At 47.1% G+C, this 19,960-nt stretch carries 17 protein-coding genes; 10 read left to right on the top strand and 7 right to left on the bottom strand.

From position 1 onward, the window contains the following. Positions 1-16: 16 nt before the first annotated feature. From SPIGRAPES_RS13930 to SPIGRAPES_RS13940, 4 genes are read right to left on the bottom strand one after another with little or no spacing between them, the layout of a single operon-like run. A complete protein-coding gene (locus SPIGRAPES_RS13930; RefSeq protein ID WP_014271389.1) occupies positions 17-2,041 on the bottom strand; it encodes a recombinase family protein in 2,025 nt (674 codons plus the stop codon). Then, positions 2,029-3,333, bottom strand: coding sequence for a recombinase family protein (locus SPIGRAPES_RS13935; protein WP_014271390.1), 1,305 nt, complete (start codon positions 3,331-3,333; stop codon positions 2,029-2,031). Before SPIGRAPES_RS13935 ends, SPIGRAPES_RS13930 begins: the two co-directional genes overlap by 13 nt. A 53-nt stretch (positions 3,334-3,386) precedes the next feature. After that, positions 3,387-3,548 carry an SHOCT domain-containing protein gene (locus tag SPIGRAPES_RS17070; protein WP_014271391.1) on the bottom strand — a complete coding sequence of 54 codons (162 nt, stop codon included), beginning with the start codon at positions 3,546-3,548 and terminating at the stop codon, positions 3,387-3,389. Next, positions 3,545-3,964, bottom strand: a complete 420-nt coding sequence (locus tag SPIGRAPES_RS13940) for a hypothetical protein (RefSeq protein WP_014271392.1) — start codon at positions 3,962-3,964, stop codon at positions 3,545-3,547. The genes SPIGRAPES_RS17070 and SPIGRAPES_RS13940 overlap by 4 nt, the downstream gene beginning before the upstream one ends. A gap of 1,243 nt (positions 3,965-5,207) precedes the next feature. On the opposite strand from SPIGRAPES_RS13940, the gene SPIGRAPES_RS13950 reads away from it, so the two are divergent. Beyond that, positions 5,208-5,603: a hypothetical protein gene (locus tag SPIGRAPES_RS13950; protein ID WP_014271394.1), complete on the top strand. Its 396-nt coding sequence runs from the start codon at positions 5,208-5,210 to the stop codon at positions 5,601-5,603. Between the two features lie 32 nt (positions 5,604-5,635). Then, positions 5,636-6,106 (top strand): hypothetical protein, encoded by a 471-nt coding sequence (locus SPIGRAPES_RS13955; protein ID WP_014271395.1) that lies wholly within the window; start codon positions 5,636-5,638, stop codon positions 6,104-6,106. A 24-nt stretch (positions 6,107-6,130) separates the two neighbouring features. On the opposite strand, the gene SPIGRAPES_RS13960 is transcribed toward SPIGRAPES_RS13955, so the two are convergent. Beyond that, on the bottom strand, positions 6,131-7,507 hold the full coding sequence (locus SPIGRAPES_RS13960) for a lipoprotein N-acyltransferase Lnb domain-containing protein (protein ID WP_014271396.1): 1,377 nt from the start codon (positions 7,505-7,507) through the stop codon (positions 6,131-6,133). Between the two features lie 302 nt (positions 7,508-7,809). Between SPIGRAPES_RS13960 and SPIGRAPES_RS13965 the strand changes: the two genes are divergently transcribed. Further along, positions 7,810-8,181 carry an ArsR/SmtB family transcription factor gene (locus SPIGRAPES_RS13965; RefSeq protein ID WP_014271397.1) on the top strand — a complete coding sequence of 124 codons (372 nt, stop codon included), beginning with the start codon at positions 7,810-7,812 and terminating at the stop codon, positions 8,179-8,181. A gap of 3 nt (positions 8,182-8,184) precedes the next feature. Beyond that, a complete protein-coding gene (locus tag SPIGRAPES_RS13970) occupies positions 8,185-10,356 on the top strand; it encodes a heavy metal translocating P-type ATPase (protein WP_014271398.1) in 2,172 nt (723 codons plus the stop codon). A 543-nt stretch (positions 10,357-10,899) separates the two neighbouring features. Here the strand turns inward: SPIGRAPES_RS13970 and SPIGRAPES_RS17075 are convergent. Then, complete coding sequence (locus SPIGRAPES_RS17075; protein WP_155816765.1) at positions 10,900-11,043, bottom strand: hypothetical protein; 144 nt, start codon at positions 11,041-11,043, stop codon at positions 10,900-10,902. 253 nt (positions 11,044-11,296) lie between these two features. On the opposite strand from SPIGRAPES_RS17075, the gene hflK (SPIGRAPES_RS13980) reads away from it, so the two are divergent. From hflK (SPIGRAPES_RS13980) to SPIGRAPES_RS14005, 6 genes are all read left to right on the top strand, one after another. Further along, positions 11,297-12,811 carry an FtsH protease activity modulator HflK gene (hflK, locus tag SPIGRAPES_RS13980; RefSeq protein WP_014271400.1) on the top strand — a complete coding sequence of 505 codons (1,515 nt, stop codon included), beginning with the start codon at positions 11,297-11,299 and terminating at the stop codon, positions 12,809-12,811. Positions 12,812-12,929: 118 nt separating this feature from the next. Then, a complete protein-coding gene (gene hflC / locus SPIGRAPES_RS13985; protein ID WP_014271401.1) occupies positions 12,930-13,826 on the top strand; it encodes a protease modulator HflC in 897 nt (298 codons plus the stop codon). 23 nt (positions 13,827-13,849) lie between these two features. Beyond that, positions 13,850-15,019: an FtsH protease activity modulator HflK gene (hflK, locus tag SPIGRAPES_RS13990; RefSeq protein ID WP_014271402.1), complete on the top strand. Its 1,170-nt coding sequence runs from the start codon at positions 13,850-13,852 to the stop codon at positions 15,017-15,019. Between the two features lie 15 nt (positions 15,020-15,034). Then, positions 15,035-17,161 (top strand): peptidylprolyl isomerase, encoded by a 2,127-nt coding sequence (locus tag SPIGRAPES_RS13995; RefSeq protein WP_014271403.1) that lies wholly within the window; start codon positions 15,035-15,037, stop codon positions 17,159-17,161. 380 nt (positions 17,162-17,541) lie between these two features. After that, on the top strand, positions 17,542-18,249 hold the full coding sequence (locus SPIGRAPES_RS14000) for a response regulator transcription factor (protein WP_050805780.1): 708 nt from the start codon (positions 17,542-17,544) through the stop codon (positions 18,247-18,249). Next, complete coding sequence (locus SPIGRAPES_RS14005; protein WP_014271405.1) at positions 18,246-19,625, top strand: ATP-binding protein; 1,380 nt, start codon at positions 18,246-18,248, stop codon at positions 19,623-19,625. Before SPIGRAPES_RS14000 ends, SPIGRAPES_RS14005 begins: the two co-directional genes overlap by 4 nt. A gap of 185 nt (positions 19,626-19,810) precedes the next feature. Here SPIGRAPES_RS14005 and SPIGRAPES_RS17490 read toward each other — a convergent pair whose 3' ends face one another. Further along, the gene (locus SPIGRAPES_RS17490) at positions 19,811-19,942 is read right to left on the bottom strand and encodes a hypothetical protein (protein ID WP_281047892.1); all 132 of its coding nucleotides are present in this window, start codon (positions 19,940-19,942) and stop codon (positions 19,811-19,813) included. Positions 19,943-19,960 lie beyond the last annotated feature (18 nt).

Consider the following 19,960-nt stretch of genomic DNA (forward strand, 5'->3'; position numbering starts at 1 on the left):
TTCTAAAAAGCAGAGGTCAGTCCCTTGAATCTCCTTCTTGCCCCCTGTGCTCGGAATAGCACTTTCGGCTGCAATATTTTCGGTTGGTGCCGTAGGTCACAAACGTCTCGCCACAGTTTTGACAAGTAACTTTGTTTGTAGCCCGTCCTTCGCCGGCTTTGAATTTTGCATACCGATTCCACCAATCCTGCCTGCAGCCGTCCGAGCAAAAAATCTTTTTCCTAAACCCGGGGGTATGCTCTAGCTCTTTTCCGCAAGTCTTGCAGAGCACATGCTCTCCATCTTCTTGTACAGCAGCCTCATTCCCCGAAGTTCTGGAAAGGCAGAAGCTGCGAACCTGTCCACGAGGAAGGTTCAGCTTTTCTCCGATCTTCGCATAAGACATTCCATCTCGCCGAAGACTGCTGATCTCAGTCATCTGTTTCTCTGTGAGAGGAGGGCGTTTCTTTTCCTCTTCGGATAAGTCAACCTTGATTTCAGATCCATCGCGGAAGATGAATCGGACATCATTTGGAGAATGCACCTTGAGATGATCAACCAGTCCGCTCCATAGGTCCTCATCAAAACGCACGACCTGGCTATTCTGTTTCTTGAGATTATCGAAGAATGAAGTTGCAAGTGCTTTTTTGGCTACCTTGTCCTGGATAGTATTGTCGAGCTCCTCTTTACGTTTCTCAGCCTGCTCATATCGTATCTGTAGTGCTTGATACTCTTGAGTATGGGTATATCCATTGGATCTTGAGCTGGGTTGTCCGCTCGACATACGCTCCATGAGTTCGGCTGTAACACTCATGTCAGCTATGAGTGCCGTCCTTTCCCTTTCCAGACCAGCGGTATCGAAAACCGTATCGTAGACAAGTTTCTGTGTTTCAAGAATGCTGGATGAATCCTTCAGTAGTCTGTTGACTGCTACAACGAACATTCTCTGGACATCCTGTTCTATCAAGTTGCCTGAGGTACATTGGGAGTGTGCCTTATCATATTTCCCATTGCATTGCCAAACCACTTTCTGATATTTGCTGTTTGGATGCCATTTCTTCTCTCCAAACCAAGATCCGCACTGGGCACAGAGGATTCGTCCTGAAAGCATTCTCCGGCGGTTTCGTCTGCCAGGCATTCCATCGCGCCGTTTCATCTCGTTCTGGACTAGAGCAAACATTTCTTTGGATACGATCGGTTCATGATGGTCTTCCACATAGTACTGAGGTACCTCACCTTCGTTCACCTTCTGCTTGTGGGTAAGGAAATCTACGGTGAAGCTTTTTTGCAACAAGGCATCACCGATGTATTTTTCATTCTGCAGGATACTCTTTATGCAGGAGGAAACCCATTGTTTCCCACGTCCGGGTGAGGGGATGTTTTTCTCGGTGAGAATCTCGGCGATCCCATTCGGGCTCTTTCCCTGAAGGAACAGAGCGTAGATGAGTCTTACCAATTCAGCTTGTTCCTCATTCACGACCATGTTTCCATCAGGCCCTTTGTCATACCCAAGGAAGTTGCTGTAGGGAACTGAAACCTTGCCATCCTTGGCTTGCTTTCGCTTACCCCATGTGGTGTTTTCGGAGATCGACCGGCTTTCTTCCTGTGCGATTGAGCTCATGATGGTTATCAATAATTCACCTTTTCCGTCGAAGGTCCAAATGTTTTCCTTCTCGAAGTAGCATTCTACATTCTTCTCCTTGAGCATGCGAATGGTGGTCAGGCTGTCTACAGTATTTCTGGCAAACCGGCTTACCGATTTTGTGACGATAAGATCGATCTCTCCCAATAAGGCGTCGTTTATCATCTGCTTGAAGCCTTCCCTGCGATTGGTGCTGGTCCCACTCACGCCTTCATCGGTATAAACCTTGATGAATTCCCAATCAGGACGACTCTTGATGAATTCGGTATAGTACTCGATCTGGGCTTCATAACTGGTGAATTGTTCATCACTGTCAGTCGAAACCCGGGCATAGCCTGCGACCCTTCTTTTCGTTGAATGGGGGTTGTTGCGATTGTTTGTTATGATTTTCTTTGCTGGAATTATCCTTACCTTTGCCATGCATGCGCTCCGTTGTCATTGGTTTTTCTTCTTCTATCGATTGCTGCCTTATAGGCTTTTTCCCTGGAAGGCCAGAACCGGTTGATTTGCCGTCCATCACGAAAATGGAAGGTATATGAGCCCTCTCCATCACCGGAGATGTGATCGACCTCCTTGTAAAAGGCTTGCTCATCAAACTCGTCGATCCCCAACATGAAATTGGACAGAATCTTCAACTGTTCCTCATTGATACCGATGCTCCTGCATCCTTTGATTCCATCTCTTCGGTTGGATTTGCATCTCCAATTCGCATTGGTTGGTGTCTTGTAAGTCCGGATATAGTTGTTTCCGCATTTCTCGCAGATGATTTTACCGGTGAAACAACGCCGACTCACCTTCGGCATGTTGTACACCCCGAGTTCTCTTCGACGGTCAATCTCTCTCGAGACGGCTTCGAATATTTCCCGCTTGATGATCGGTGGGTGCGTATCCTCGACATAGTACATGGGATGCTCCCCGCGATTCTTCTTCCGGGGCTGGGACATGAAATCCACGCAATACGTTTTCTGGAGCAAGGTATCACCGATATAACGCTCATTGTGTAGAATGGTATGGATAGCCACATCATTGAAAGGTTTCCCAAAGTGTAGGATGGAACGATTGTTCAGTTCGTCTGCAATACGTTTCATCGACTTTCCCTTCAGATAATCCCTGAATATCTTTCTCACTACCTTTGCGGTCATCGGTTCAATGACGAGCTCCTTGCCGGTCCACCGGTATCCATAGACGCGGTGATGCAGGCTGATTCCCTTCTCGTAACGCTTTCTGACTCCCCACCTGAGGTTTTCAGAAGTACTTCTGCTTTCCTCTTGAGCAAATGATGCCAAGACGGTCAGAAGGAATTCTCCTGTACTCGAGATTGTTTCAATATTTTCTTTCTCGAACCTGACATCGATGTTGAGTTCCTTCAACCGCCTTACAGTCTCAAGCAAGTCGACCGTGTTTCTGGCAAATCGCGATATCGATTTCGTCAGCACAATATCAATCATGCCTTGCTCGCATTTGGTGATGAGTTCTTGGAATTGCGTTCTGCCAGATATCTGTGTTCCAGAGACGCCATCATCAATGTAGATCCCCTGGTATTCCCATTCAGGATTAGCTTGAATCAGTCTCTTGTAATGATCGACCTGGGATTCAAGCGAATGCTCTTGTCGTTCATGTACCGTAGAGACCCGTGCATAGGCTGCAACTCGCTTTTTTCGATTTTTGGTTGCCAGTTGCTTTGGTTTTTGTATCAGCTTAATTGTTCTCACTGGTTCCTCCTAGGTCTATACATCCCTACGAATTGAGATTAAATCAAGTCATGTCAAGGAGATAGATTGCCAATTATTGGCTGGTATCTAACAATGAGTTTTCCTTGGACAGTCTTGAATTCCTCGTCAGTCAACAGGTCCTGAGCAAACAGATTCTTGATGAGCAAAAGAGCCATCTGGTAATCGGCCTCTGCCTTGAACTGCTCTTTTGTCATTTGCTTACTTCCTTCTTGAACCTTGTTTTGATATAGCACTCGTGGCTGCAGTAACTGCGTTTGGCATTCCCATATGCCGAGAATGATTTGCCGCAGCAAACGCAGGTGAATTGGTAGAAGGCCTTACGCTTCACCTGATCCTGATGGGCATTCCACCAGTCCATGCGACAGCCATCCGAGCAGTACTGTTTCTTCCTTTTGCCGGGAGTATGCTCCAAACGTTTACCACAGGTCTTGCAATAATCTTTTCCCAGATCTTGAGGAACATGGCTAGGAGATCTCCTACCCCTGAGATTGTGGGTTCTACAGAAGGACCGGACGCAATCCTTGGATAACCCGAGCCTTGATGCGATGGTGGTGTATCCCAGACCATCATTTCTCATTTCAGTGATTTGTGTAGTTTCTTTTTCAGTCATTGTGTTCTCCTGCTTGATACCGGAGAACCGTACCCCTGAAGTTTTTTGAAGCCCCTGAATGGCAAGGGAACAAGAGAACTATCGTCAATCTTCTGCTCCAATCCTTATGGCTTACTCTGATGAACTACATTGGAGTAATCTGCAGGAATCATTGGGTTTTGAAATTTGAGGTTGAGAGCTGAATCAGCGATAATGAAGAGGATTCGTGAAATTGGGAGATGCTTAACAACTCTTACTTGGTATGGTAATTGCTGGGAGTAATTAAAAAGATTGGCCGGTAAAAACCGGCCAAACACGATTCCAAAGAATACTATTCCTTGGATAGTTTCAACAAAATCCCTAGCAACTGATTTAAGGTTCGTTTCCTTAATCGAAGTTTGGGACCCCTGCTACTTTTCCCTCTTGGAAAAACGAGCCTTGATATAGCAAGAATGGCTGCAGTAGACTCTTTTTGCATTTCCGTATGAGCTGAAGGTCTTACCACATTCGGCGCATGTGAACGAATAGTATGCTTTTCGCTTCACCTTGTCCTGATGCGCATTCCACCAATCCATACGACAAGCATCCGAGCAGTACTGTTTCTTTCTCTTTCCAGGAGTGTGCTGCAAGTATCTCCCACAAGTTCGGCAAGTGTTGTTACCCACTTCCTTATCCACATGCGAGGAGGATCTCCTCCCCGTAAGTCCGTGAGTCCTGCAATAAGATTTTACGCATTCCTTTGGAAGCCCTATTTGGTTTGCAATCGTAGAATATCCAAAGCCACTTTCTCTCATGTTCGTAATCTGCGTTGATTGTTGATCAGTCATTACCTTCTCCTCGTTTAATTTGTTGGTCTATACATTCCTACAAGTGGGATGTAAGTCAACTTGATAAAACGTTATAAAGAGAAAAGTTGGTAATCCTCAGCATAGGTGAAAGATACTTATTCGACTATACAGAAGGAGTCCGCTTTCTTGTCACTGTCATGATAGCAAATGAACAGCAATCATCGCATACCGCTGACAGCTTCACATCAAGTATCCAGTAATGACCAAAACTGATGTGGAATAAGTTCATTTCGTCCTATGTGTTCTTCCATAAGCTTTCCAAAAAATAAGGTAATGATTGCTCATCCAAAGGACTCAGGAATGGGTAACACGGTTATCGTATCCCAAAACAGCTGCATTATTTTCTTGGTTGATTGACAATTACTGTGATGGCCTCATAGTGTTACCATAGTCTACTATTAAAGGATGGTTCAAATATGAAAAGCACAATCGATTATTCAGAAATTGTAAGCCTTTCGGGTATTAATGAGATCGAACAATTGGTGACTACTTATTACATCAAATATTATAGGGCACCCAAAGATCTTAAGGTGGAGATTTTACAGTCACTCAAGGATGGTATGTTTACCGGTAAGTGCAACTATGCATTCTGGGGTCCCGGCCAATTTGATCCTTATCGGGATTTGCATAGTTATCCCTCGGTTGAACAAGCATTGCATTTTTCAATCAATGGCTTTCGGCATAATGATAAACCCGACTATCCGAATGACTTGGTTTTCTGGAGATCCGATAATGGAAAGTACTTAGATGGTAATGGAAAGCAAGTGACTATTAAGGAAATCCAAGAAAGAAGAAATAGACTCAAGCATTAAAAAACCTGATGTCTGATTATGGAGGGAATGGGATGTCTGAGGAAATCAAATCACGTGAGGATTTGTATAGGGCTGTTTGGTCAAAACCTATGATGAAATTGGCCGAAGAATTTGGAATATCAGGAAGAGGGCTGGCAAAATTATGTGAGAGGCTCAAGGTTCCTGTTCCTCCGAGAGGTTACTGGAGGAAAATCAGCCTTGGACAGTTAATCAAGAAGATACCTTTACCCGAGGTGGAATTCACCAAGTATGAGCTATGGAAAAATCAATCATCCCTTGATGATCTTGAAAGACGTAGAAAAGCAGAAGAAGAACGTTCAGCTATTTTCAACAATCCAGATATTGAGATTAAAGACAAAGACATCCAGGAGATTGCTTCCAATACATTACGGGCCGAACAAGCTAGAAATCCAATGGTGCTTGTGTCCGAGCAAGATATAACCAGCCCTCTGGTCAAGAAATTACTAATATCACAGACACGTAACAAAACTGCTCCACCATAGCAGGTGGACAAAGGGGACAATAGTTTAGGAATCGGAATCGTCGATGGTACGGTGGCGAGGAATGAGGAGTCGCTCGAACGGTATAGTGCTATTTGCCAAATAGAGCGGGAGAACGGTGAGCACAATATGCCAATTCTGCTGGATCAGATGGTCGATGAATACCAACTTCATCACCATCCAGGTTATGGTGATGATTACCATCAACATGTTGGCCCGGCGGAATCGAACGAGGGGGCGGTTGTGGCCGAATCCTCCGCGAAGTGCCTGAATTCCCATCAACATGAGATACGGGTTGATAAAAATGATGTTCTCATTGAAGTAAGTCACATCATGGTTGCTGACAATCATCATGAACGTAAGCAAGAGAGCCAGCCCACCTCCTGTAGTGTATAAAAGGAAATTGATTGTACCGTAGACGAATCGTCGTGCGCGGCGCAACGGAATCGGGAACTGAGTCTTCTGGAACCCTCCAAGGAGGATGGTCAGTATCGCGGTGCCGATTCCAAACAAGGTGAACCGAATGGTATAACTTGTCCAGGAATCGAGTGGCCTTTCCCGTATCCCCCCAGTTGCCATATTCAGGATTTGACGTCCGGTGGTCAACGGCATAACATTGCCCTCTGTATTGATGTAGGTGAACCCGAGGAGCGCCGATTCGAAAATTTGCGGGAGGAACATAGCCTCCCATAGGGTTATGGGTTTATCAATCGAGCCGCTTTGGAGAAAGTCAAGGATCCATTCGATTGCTGGGTTTGTTCGGGTATACCGACCGACGAGCATGCGAATCGTCTCCTCCATTGGGATTGAGGTGGACCAAGCCCGAAGTTGGCCGTCAGTCGCTTTGTCGATAATATCGCGGAGCCTCGTCGAACAGTTCTCCTCATACTGATGATACAGGTAGGTATTAGGACCCTCCTGGATGTTGTAGTTCAAGAATTTGAGTACCTCGAGTCGTGCTGAAAGAGGAAGGTCAAGAATAATCTCGGTCATATCCCTATTTTCTTTGATGGCGAGATCGATGCGTGCCGGGGTGGATGTCGCCCAGACCTCATAACTGAGCCGACCAAGCACGAATGTACGGTAGAAATCGTCTTTGAAGTTGAAAATTCCATAATCATACATCACGCTTTTGTTGTTACTTGTGTTTGTGGCCACAAGTCCCGAGTGGCCGAACCAACTATAAAGCGGATCGCCCCGACCCGTTGTCACCAACGAGATTCGCAAATCCTTCACAGGTTCGGCTTCACCAGGTGCCAGGTCCCGCAGAAAGTTTCTACCTTCCAGAAGTTTTTCTGACGCATACGGATCAGTGAACATAGGTTCTTGGCGTAACGAGGCGCCAAAGAGCGAAGAGAGGGTGAGGAACACCAGAAAGATTGAACACAACCGGCTGCTGGACATACGAGCATCATAGCACAGTACAACCTGTTTTGTATTATCGAGAGGTGAAGTATCAATCTTTGTGGTTGTTCAGTGAAGATATTACCTTTCCAGATAAGAGAGCATCAAGTTTGTAGGATGCAATGGATAGTGATTGCCACCTGCTTCTCGTTATGCTTCCTTCTTTTCTGCCATAGTCGCTTCCGGTAGAAACGTCTTGATTCCATAGAATGCCACATCTCAAGCGTGTGCAGTTGACAATATCTGGACGACTTGTTACAATTAAACAAACATTTAATTGTTGTAGATATGGAGAAACTTCTATGAAACAAAAGATTCTTGAGCGACACCCAGATGTATGTTCAGAGTACAGCATAAACTGTAGGGATAACGAGGGTGAGCTTCGCAGTTCGCTCTTTGAGGTATTGGGGCTCTCGGAGTTATTCCACGTACTCGCCGATGAGACGCGAACGAAGATTCTTTTCTTGCTTTCCAAGCAAGAGTTGTGTGTTTGTGATCTTGCTTATCTATTGGAGATGTCTTCACCAGCGATTTCACACCATCTGCGATTGTTGAAGATGAGACACTTGGTTCGAGCACGACGGGAAGGCAAACAGGTGTTCTACACACTTGACGATGAGCATGTGCTGGCTCTGATCAAGACAAGTCAAGAACACTATAAGGAGGAGCGTTAAACTATGTCAAAGAAAGAAAATATGAAGAAGTATCGTATCAATGGTCTGGATTGTGCACAGTGTGCGAACGAGATCGAGTCGGGACTCCGTAAGATAGAGGGTTTTGAAGATGCGACGGTCAGCTTCGGAACCGAGTCGATTGTTATTCCTGAATCCGGCCTACAGACTGCCCAAGATGTGATCGCACGAATTGAACCGGATGCGCGAATCGTTGGCATCAATGTTGATTCACATACACATACCGACCATGGCCACTCCCACGATCATAACGGAACTTCTGGAGATGACGAAAATACAGGTTGGCGTGTTGTACGTATGGTGCTAGCCCTCGTTCTTACTGGAGCTGGAATCATCTTCAATGAGACCCTTCATGCGACGCAGTATCAGGTGGCCGAGTACGTTGTCCTCCTTTCCGCATATCTGCTCGTCGGCGGACCGGTGCTGCTGAGTGCAGGAAGGAATATTCTTCGAGGTCGCCTGTTTGACGAAATGTTCCTGATGAGCGTTGCAACATTGGGAGCTATTGCCATCCATGAGTTACCTGAAGCGGTCGCGGTAATGCTTTTTTATTCCATCGGTGAGTACATACAGGACCTTGCTGTCGGTCGGTCGCGTAGATCGATATCCTCTTTGATGGACCTCCGTCCGGATTCCGCGCGCGTTATCTCAGACGACGGAATGAGAGAAGTCAGTCCCGACGTTGTAGAGGTCGGTGCGATTATCGAGGTCCGGCCAGGAGAGCGTATCCCGCTTGATGGGGAAGTTACCCAAGGCGAATCGGCTGTTGATACATCCGCGCTTACCGGTGAGTCGGTCCCGCGATCGGTTGGGATTGGTGATACTGTACTTTCAGGTTTTGTGAACGACTCGGGAACGATACGGATCCGGGTTACTAAGCCATACAAGGAATCTTCAGTTTCCCGAATCCTTGAACTAGTGGAGGACGCCGCCGCCCGCAAGGCCCCCACAGAAAAATTCATTTCCAAATTCGCATCTGTCTATACACCGATTGTTGTCGGTCTTGCTGCGTTGGTCGCATTCTTGCCCCCCTTGTTTGTTCCGGGTGCCGTTTTGAGTGAGTGGGTCTACCGGGCTCTTGTTGTCCTTGTCATCTCTTGCCCCTGTGCTTTGGTCATTTCGGTACCGCTCGGTTATTTTGGGGGTATCGGAGGTGCGTCACGCAAAGGAATACTTATCAAGGGAGCAAACTACGTTGATGCCCTCAGGGATGTCTCTACAGTAGTCGTCGACAAGACGGGAACACTTACGAAGGGCGTCTTTAAGGTGACAAAGACGGTGCCGAGAAACGGCTTCACCGCCGATGATGTGCTTCGTTTGGCGGCAAGCGCCGAAGCCCATTCGACGCATCCGATTGCACGATCAATAAGGGAAGCATACAAACACAACATCGACATGGAGACAATCACTGATGTTAAAGAGGAAAAGGGTTATGGTGTGATCGCTCATGTAGGGGGTCGGAAGGTTATGGCCGGCAGTGATCGGCTCCTTCACCGTGAAAACATTGAGCATGGCGACTGCGACGCGGAAGGAACGGTAGTGTATGTGGTGTTGGATAAAAGCTACGTAGGGCATCTGGTAATTGCTGATGAGATCAAAGCGGAAGCCGCCGAGGCTATAGCTGACCTGAGGGCTGCCGGTGTACAGCGGGTGGTGATGCTTACTGGAGATAATGAAGCGGTTGCTCGCAGTGTCGCCGAGGTTGTCAAAGTTGATTTGTGGTATGCCGGGCTACTACCTGAAGATAAGGTGAGGATTGTCGAACAACTCTCTAAAGAGCTCCCGAAGGGGCAGCGATTGGCGTTCGTGGGAGATGGCATAAACGACGCTCCGGTTCTTATGCGTGCGGATGTCGGATTCGCAATGGGCGCACTCGGTTCGGATGCGGCTATAGAAGCTGCCGATGTGGTTCTTATGGATGACAAAGTCAACGGAATCGGCTCAGCGATACGTGTCGCCAAACATACCCGGTCGGTGGTCATGCAAAATATTTCCCTTGCGCTGCTAGTCAAGTTTGCCTTTCTGGCACTCGGTGCGGTCGGTTTCGCTACCATGTGGGAAGCGGTCATCGCGGATGTTGGGGTCTCCCTGCTTGCTGTCCTCAACTCGACACGGACGTTGCGGTATTCGCGACGAATCGGTGATGGACCAAAGTAATGCATGATGCCGATGATTGTATCGGAAACATCGTTGGCTTGCATGAGATGTAATCACAGTGAGATTGAAGTGCGGTCGAGGTGTCTATTTAGAACACAAGTTTCCATATACCACGGTTCATCATCATTGCTGTAACAGTAATAACTGAATATCCGAAAGGAATAGGTTTTGATAATTTTTGACAACTGATGCCAACGGGGGAGCCAGCAATGACTAGTCCCCTTGGCGGAATGAAACAACTGCAGGGGTATTTTGCTGGAATGGAAAACTATCCAAGTGGCAATAACAGACTGCCTCGCCTCGGGTATCTCCGATATGTTTCGTCATTATTTAAATCTGTTTGCATTTGGGCCCAAGGGAATGGGGGATACCGCTCAAGCATTGGGACCCGGACTACATATCCCCAGACAGCAATTGCGATGGTAGAAGTAATTGACTACTGCTCAAGATCAAAAGCTTCTCTTGGCTGTTTCCCCAAAAAATTCTTCAAGGTTTGAGGCTGAACGGAGAATAGTATTATCCACACGACTTCATTCGTCACGTTTATATCGAGGCAACAATAGATACAATCGTTGACGAATAGGAGCCAGTTGTGTCCCCTTTATGAAAGTAGCGGATACATTGGGCAATATGGAACGAGACATGCCAGAAGCGTCCACAGGCGGCATACATTTCATCAACCAACACTTACCGCTAACTCCTCCGGTGAATCTACCGCAACCTAAAAGGGTGGCAATAGTCACTTGACTGATTGCCTTGGTTTACTAGAGAGAATTTTATGAAGGATAAACATGTGTTGAAAATTCATTTTTTGTTCATATGGAGACATTAACGTTCAAAGACATGAATGCGCTTGTGTGAATACTGGACAATCACGGCAAATCGCCGGGTGAGTAGGCCGGGGTCAATTCCAACTGACGAACGGTATATGAGGTGAGGTATGAACAGAAAAGAGAATACGATTCTGGTTACCATTGTTGCCAATTTATTGTTGGTTAGCCTAAAGTTCGGACTGGCGATTTGGTCCGGCAGTTTTGCATTGCGGGCAAGTGCTTGGCATTCCATGGGTGATGTGTTCATTTCCCTTTTTGTACTCGCAGGTCTGATTGCTGGTCGCTGGGAGGCAAAACGACGTCATCGCGTGGGATTAATAGAGAATATCGTTGCCTTGGTCGTCTCAGGATTCATTTTCTACGTGGCGTATACTATTTTCATTGAGGTAGTTCTTGCAGGCGAGCAAGCCGGACTGCGCAATCCATGGTTGGTGGCGCTTACGTCCCTACTTACGATTGCGGTAACCTACTTCATTGCCCGGCTTAAAAATTATGTGGGCAAAGCCACCAATTCTCCAAGTCTGATTGCAAGTGGCTATCATTCCCGAATGGATATGTACGCTTCAGCACTGGTAGTGACGAGTCTGATCGCTTCCGCTCTAGGTCTCGGTTCCCTGGATCTTATCGTCTCACTTGCTGTTATTCTGCTCGTCCTCAAATCTGGATGGGAGATAGCAGCATCGGCAATAAAAGCTCTCTTCTCTGGTGGTCTTCTCAATCTGGAGGAGGATAATATCGCTCGCGTGAGGCGCCATACCAAGCGCTTCGCATCTATCGGTATTGGGGCACTAATAATCGGGATATTCTTATCAGGCGTCTATGCCATTCAACCTGATGAACGCGGTATCGTTCGGCAATTTGGTCAAGTAGTTGCTGATGTGGGACCGGGTTTGCATTATCGATTGCCGTTGGTCAGCCGGATGGACCGGGTAGCTCTCGACCGGGTGAGGCAACTGCAGACCGAGAACACTCTGGTGCTTACCGGAGACACCAACCTGATCGAAGTCAAGGTGGGTGTCCAGTACATCGTATCGGATCCAAATGCATTCCTTTTTAATGTTGTGAACTCCGAGCAGCTTGTAGAACAAGAAGCTGAGTCATCCGTCCGACAGATTGTCGCGCAGCGAAGTGTTGATGAGCTTCTAACCACCGGAAGGGGGGAGATCAATAACCAAGCGAAGAATCTAACCCAGGCGCTGGTTGATGAGCATCAGGCTGGGTTGAAGATTGTAAATGTACAGCTACTCGCGGTTAATCCTCCCTCCTCGGTTGCAGACGCATTCCGTGATGTATCCAGTGCGCGGGAAGACAGGAGCACATACATCAATGAAGCGATGGCCTACCGAAATGAAGTCATCCCGTCTGCTCGGGGCCAGGCTGTTGGTATTATAGAGACCGCGCGGGCGGAAAAGACTCGAAAGATCGATTTCGCGATTGGGGAAGCGGCAGGCTTCGAGTCTCAACTGGCAGCCTATCTGGTTGCTCCCGGTGTGACCCGAACCCGTCTCTATCTCGAGACGCTCGAGAGAGTACTACCAAGTGTCAACAAATTTATCATCGATCCGACTGTACGGACCGACGGTACCGAGTTGTGGCTCACGAATCCTGAGGCAACGAAATGATGTCAAGGAGCATTGTCTCTGCGGAAATTTAATTGCCTCTCGATCAGGATCATTTGTCCATTTCAAAGGATGCCAGGAGGGACTTGATGCCCTTCCAAAGTATTATAGGAGGAACGTTATGCGTGTGTTTCGTTACCTTATTCCGGCGCTGATTGCAGTTTCAGTCATTGTCGTTGGACTATCACTGTTTCAGGTAGACACTACTGAATATGTTATTGTTACTCAGTTCGGCAAGCCAGTCAGGGCGATTACCGAGCCAGGTTTGTATGGTAAGTGGCCTGCTCCCGTACAGAGCGTCATCCGACTGGACCGGCGCTTGCAGATGTACAACGTAATGGAGACTGAATTGCTTACGAAAGATAAGAAGAATATCTTGGTCGAAGCCTATACAACATGGAAAATTGACGATCCGCTAAAATTTTTCACGAGTGTACGCGATCCTTCGGGGGCTAATAGCCGTCTCTCTGACATCATGTCGTCTGAATTGGGGGTGGCTCTGAGCCAATATGACTTGACAAATCTGGTCACGACAGATCCCGCATCGATGCAACTGACGACCATGACAGAACGGATCACCAACCAAGTTGCACTTCGAGTGGCACCTTACGGATTTTCCGTTACAGATGTAAGGCTCAAGATGCTTAATTTCCCAGAGGCGAACCGACAGAGTGTTTTCCAGCGGATGCGTGCCGAACGTCAAAGAATCGCTCGGCAGCTACGATCCGAAGGAACTGAGCTGGCTACCGTCATCCGTGCTGAGGCGGAGGCTGAACGGACAACAATCCTATCTGAAGCCCAGAAGCAGGCAGAACGTATCAGGGGAGAAGGAGAAGCTGAAGCCATTAGAATCTACGCCGAGGCATTTGGCCAGGATCCGGAATTCTACCAATTCCTACGCACTCTCGAAGCCTATGACGATGTCATTACACCGGGAACGACGCTCATTCTTCCCTCCGACTCCGAGTTGCTAAAGTATCTCGATGCTGATGGCACAGTCGTCCGACCCGGAGCCTGAAAGCGTAAAATGAGGAGATCATGATGAATGACAGACATTCGAAAAACGATTCTTCGCCGGAATTCGAAGCAGATTCGAAACAGGTTGCAGAGGACATGAACGCAAATAAATCCGAACCAGTCTTGAATAGGTTGCGTCAGGTTATCCATCGTGTTCGTGGAATGGTGAGGAAGGGATTTGAATCACAGGAAGACGGATTGTCACCATTGGACGATGTGAAGAGTGCGTTTAAACATCTGGACCTTAGATTCATTGTAATGGCAGCAATATTGCTGATCATTCTAGTTTACATACTATCAGGCGTATACACTGTCCAACCTGGAGAAATAGGAGTGGTTCAACGGTTTGGCCGGGTGATCGCGACAAATGTGCCCGCCGGTTTGCATTATCGTTTACCATGGCCCATTGAGTCTGAAACAGTTGTGAATATCGCACAGGTTCGCCGAGAGAGCGTGGGAGTATCGGAATCAGAGGAACATCCGCTTCACCTTGATGGTCCTCGAAAACTGCAGGTTTTAAGTGGAGACACGAACATCATCGACTTTGAGGTAATTGTCCAGTATCAAATCAATGATCCTGTTGCTTATCTGTTCAATATCGACTATCCCGCGTACCAGTTGGTCAGGGATAGTGTTCGATCGGCGGTCGCTGGTCTCAGCGGGCGATCAGCAGTGGACGATATCTTGACAACTGCAAGACAGCAATTGCAGAACGATGTGCGTGATAAGGCTCAATCCGTGCTTGACGGATATGATAGCGGCATTCGCATCATCAGCACGAGTTTCCAGAAGGCATATCCCCCAGAAGTTGTAGCCGACGCGTTTCGTGATGTCTCGAGTGCAAGAGAAGACAAGGATAAGATGGTAAACGACGCTGAGGGGTACCGCAACAGTGTGGTCCCACAAGCAAGGGGCGAGGCGAAGAGCATCCTGTCCCAAGCAAAAAGCGCGGCACAAGCTCAAAAAGATAAAGCCGCAGGTGCTGCCCAGAGTTTTAATGCCGTACTGGCTCAATATCGTACGAACAGCAAGATTTTTGGAGAGGATGTGACCAAATTCCGATTGTATCTGGAGAAGATGGAGAAGGTTCTGCCCAAGGTGAACACGTATGTTGTTCCGCCATCCGAGAAAATTGATCTGCGTATTCTGAATGGAAGTAGAACGTCAACCTTTCCACCAAAACTGGACAGATGAGAGGAGAACGAAAGCATGATTGAAGGCTGGCGACAGATATTACGTGACATTAGGGCTGCTTTAAAATTGCCGGTAAATGGATCAAACACACATCCGGGACAGAACGGTGATCAACGGAACCCTGAGCAACTGGCGGGAGGAGAACCACCGGTCCATGGAAGTGATGCACAGATACTTGAGATGACACGTACGAAGAAGAATATTGAAGACGATTCGCCACAGGTGTCTGATCTGAGCGAACAGCAAACCAATAAGATGGCTGAAAGCAAGATTCGTGCAAAAGGGTTTTCCGTTAGCTATACAGTGAAGTGGTGGATTGTTGTGATGATCGTGGTGTTGATTGGCACTTCGCTGTTGTTCGGTGAGAAGTTGTTCGGCAAAAGCGCACCGGCTCCGGGAGTCGTAGCGACTTTTGTTGGGGGGCAAGTAACTGTTGGGGATATACGAAAGCACATCGAGGAACTTGCGCTGAATGAACCTCAACTGAACGAACAGCTGCAAACTATTGAAGGTTATCGTGCGATGGTTGAGGAAATGGTATCGGACGAGTTGGTGCGGCAATGGTCGAAGACACGTGATGTTAAGCAAGAACAAGATTTCCGCCATGTGATGGAGCACATCGAAGAGGACATCAACCTTGGAGATATCGATGCAGCTCTGCACGAGAAGGGGATGGGGGTGAGTGAGGAGGATCTCCAGTCGTATTACGATGCCAATCGGGAAGATTTTGGTGAACTGACACTTACCCAGGCAAAGGATGATATCCGGTTGTTCCTGCAATCACAGCGGGAAGGAGAATTTGTCAAGCTTTACATTGATAATTTGAGGACTAATGCCAGCATCACCAGTAATCTTGAGCTACTTGAAGTACCAGAACCTAGCGAGTCGGACTACCTCAGGTTTTTTTCCGAAAATGAGGAGAAATTTCAAGTACCAGCAAGGATACAGGTGGACGAAATCCGGATACCCGTTGGTGCTGATATCGAAGCGGCAAGGAACAAGGCTTCCCAAATTCTTATTCGTTTACGGTCAGGTGAGACCTTGGGTGCCATTGGTACGACATCGGGAACATCTGTAAAATCGGGGTTGATTGTGAACAATGGCCAGAACCCACCAGGTTACGATGAAGTTCTTGACAACTTGGATTACAAAGAGTTCAGTGAAGTGTTCCTGGCAGGAGAGTCCTTCTACATTCTTCGCCTGATCTCGAGAGAACCTCAGCGGACATTGACACTTTCCGAGGCTAAGCCAGCCATAAGGACTATTATTCTTCCGGAAATACAGGACCGATGGTTTGATTCAAAGAGCGATCAAACTTTGTTGACCGTTAATGGCCAACGACTGACTGTGGGAGAATTCTGGCAGGAATTCAAGGAACTCCCGACAAGTTTTGCATTGGAGTATCAAGGCATACCAGGGTGGAAACTCCTTGCTGAACGATTAATCGATCGTCTTTTGCTATTGGATGACAGTTCGAGGCAACTGACAGATTCCGATGATTCCATTGCCATTGAAGAAGCCCAACTCGATGTACTTGCCCAAATGATGGAGCAGGAAGAGGTTGACGATCTCATTGAGGTGACTGAACAAGAGACCAAGACATATTATGAGGAAATCAAGGAAAAGCTTGTAAGACCACCACAGTCCCAAATCCGATTCATCATGGTGGATTTAGGCCAGTCCGAAGAAGATTCTCGCCGTGCGTGGGATCGTGCAAAGGAAGCCTACGAATTGCTTGTTCCTGGTCTCTTCAGAGATGGTTCGGATTTTGCCGATGTTGCTCGGGAATATTCTGACGATGAGACCACCGCCGAGCAGGGCGGCCTGTTGGAGGGCTGGATTGGTGAAGGTCCTGATCTATTTATGGAAACGGAAGTCCATAGTTTCCACCAATCGGTTATGGCGATCGATGTTGGAGAAATCAGCCGACCGTTTGAATGGAATGGGGCTATCTATATCATTCAGGTTACGGACAGGACCGAAGCAGAACAACTTACATTTGAAGAAGCCAAACATTTCTTGGATGAGGATTTGCGTTCCCAGAAACATAAGGAGCTTCGCGATAGACTGTCTTCGAAGCTCATGGAGCGGTACGATGTCGAGTTCTATGAGAAAGAGCTGAAAGCGGCTTTCGATGAGTAAAAATTAAATATTCACGAACGGTTGGATTCGATTGCACTATTAGCCTTCCTGTTCTTTGAATTATATCATTGACCGCGTTAAGGATCTCTAGGGAGACGTAGTGACTGAGCTCGACGGCGGGTATGATCAGAATCCGAGAGGCAGGGATCGTGTTCATAGACAGGTACAATTACACCTTGGACTCTACTGGTGTATCATTATCCAGACCGATTGTGTGTTCAAGCATCTTTTCCTGGTTTAGGGAAGTTTGATAAGGAAGGTTGGTAAGATACATGCCGCATCAGATTTTGGTTATGAATGGTTCCCTTAGTGCCTCAATAACAGTGATAGGTAATTGAGTATGCTTGATATTAGTTCCATTCCCACATATGATTATTTGCATGTCAACGCGGAAAAATTTGAAAGCCCGAGGAACAGTTCCAAGCATATTGGTGATAGATGATGAAGTTGCATTCGCGGACTACTTGTGTCGAGGCCTGAGTTATGAAGGATACAAAGTAACGGCTGCGCAGAATGCTGAGGAGGGTTGGGATCTGATCTTGCTTAGTAATCCAGACCTTGTGATTCTCGACGTTGGATTGCCGGACGTGGATGGAATAAGTTTATGCCGTTCCCTTCGGCTTGAAAGACACCAAATGCCCATTTTAATGCTTACCGCACGTATCAATGTATCTGATCGTGTATTGGGCTTGAATGCAGGCGCAGATGACTATTTACCGAAACCGTTTGCGTTTGATGAACTTATTGCAAGAATTTCAGCTCTGCTTCGCAGGACAGGTGCCAACGGCGATCAACTATGTCTTGGTGATTTGAGCCTTTATTCCCAAGAGAGAAGAATTCGAAGAAATGACATCACCATTTCACTGACACCAAAGGAGTTTGAACTGTTATACTTGCTCTTTCAACACCCCCGGCAGATTGTCCCCAGAGAGACAATATTATCTCATGTTTGGGGATTTGAGTATGAGCCGGAATCGAACGTCGTTGAGGTTTACATTCGCAGGCTTAGAAAAAAACTTGGCCCTCCGAATATGATAGAGACAGCTCACGGTCTTGGCTATATCTTACGGGAACCCGACCGAGTATGATGTTATCATTGCGTCAACGTTTGATTATATGGCAAATGGGGTTCTTTGTAACAGCACTGGTGTCATTTGCGGCCATTTCGTACAGCTTCCTAGCTGTAGGTATGGAATCTGGAATCGATGAAACATTGCGTGAAAGGGCAGAACATGTATCCGAAGCCCTTCAGGAGGTCCCAAACCGAGGATTTGATATGATAGATAGCGCAACTGACGACTTTACGCAGTTGGGGGTTTATGTCCAAGTTTTAAAACCCGATGGAGAAGTAGTTGCTCGCTCTTATAACATTGGACCGCACAGTCTCCCAGTCGACCAAGCTGTTATTGACCAAGTTCTCGGTGGCGATACACCCTACACAACGACTACTTTAAACGATCAACAGATTAGACTCTATTATCAGCCTATTATTCGGGATGGAATCCCAGTGGGTGTGGTACAAGTGGGTCAATCACTTCAGGAATTGACTGAAACGCTGTTGCGGTTGAAAGCTCTTTATATGATTGGGATTGTCGTAACCCTCCTACTGGGAACTGGAATCAGCTTGTTCTTGCTTCAACTGAGTCTACGGCCTATTGTGGAGATTTCACGAACTGCGACTTTTATCTCCGAATCCGTCGATCTGAAAGCAAGATTACAGTATCGAAATGTTGGTGACGAAATTGGGCAGCTTATGCATGCATTCAATCTGATGATGGAGCGACTGGAAACCGTAGTTGATTACCAGCGAAGATTCATCGCCGACACAGCTCATGAACTTCGAACGCCGTTGGCGACCATAAGGGGCAATGCCGATCTTCTGGTTCGCTTCGGACAAAATGCCGAGCGGAGGAATTTGGCTATTGCAGGTATTAAACAAGAGACTGACCGTACCACCCGTCTCGTGACAAACCTTCTTTTAATTGCCCAGGCGGATGCCGGTCTGGTAATGGTACCAACACCGCTCGAGTTGGATGAGATCCTTTTGAGTGTCTACGAACAACTAATTTTCTTGCCAGGCAAAACAAGGGTTGTTTTAAAGCGGTGTGATTCCACAAAAGTGATGGGCGACAAGGACAGACTCAAGCAAGTTATCCTAAATCTGGTTGATAATGCTCTTCGTCACACCGACCCTTCGGGTAGGGTGGTTTTGTCTTTGTGTTCCGATGAAAGGACGGCCCAACTCACCGTGAGTGATACTGGAACAGGCATCGCTGAAGCCGATTTGCCACACATCTTCGACCGATATTACAAAGGTTCCGGTAAATCGTCGGGCTCCGGGTTGGGGCTTTCGATTGTCAAGTGGTTTGTCGCCGAACACTCTGGTGAAGTAAGCGTTGAGAGTAGGTTGGGGTATGGGACAACCTTCACCATTAGCTTGCCTACCTTGAGGGAGAAGGAATAGTCGAACAGTATATAGATTATGGCATACAGCACGGATACAGGATTGGGCGGGTTTTCTGATTTTGGTCTTGCTGGAGTTCCTCGGAGGACGAGACCTACAACAGTTACGCGTGGAACCAGTTTTTCTGCGACGGTAATTAAAGTAACTACAGGTGTAAGAAGCGACAAGTCTTCATACGGTATAATCTATACTTGGATCTCCATCCCATTCTTGAAAATAAACCGCACATCTTCTTTGCTGTAGATCACAGCATGATCGGCAAGGAAATACCAAAGGTGCTCGGTGAATTCGGTAACCACACCCTCCTGCTTCTTCAACCCTTGAGAAACAGTTCT

The sequence above is a fragment of the Sphaerochaeta pleomorpha str. Grapes genome, from assembly GCF_000236685.1.
In the GTDB taxonomy this organism is placed as follows: domain Bacteria; phylum Spirochaetota; class Spirochaetia; order Sphaerochaetales; family Sphaerochaetaceae; genus Sphaerochaeta; species Sphaerochaeta pleomorpha.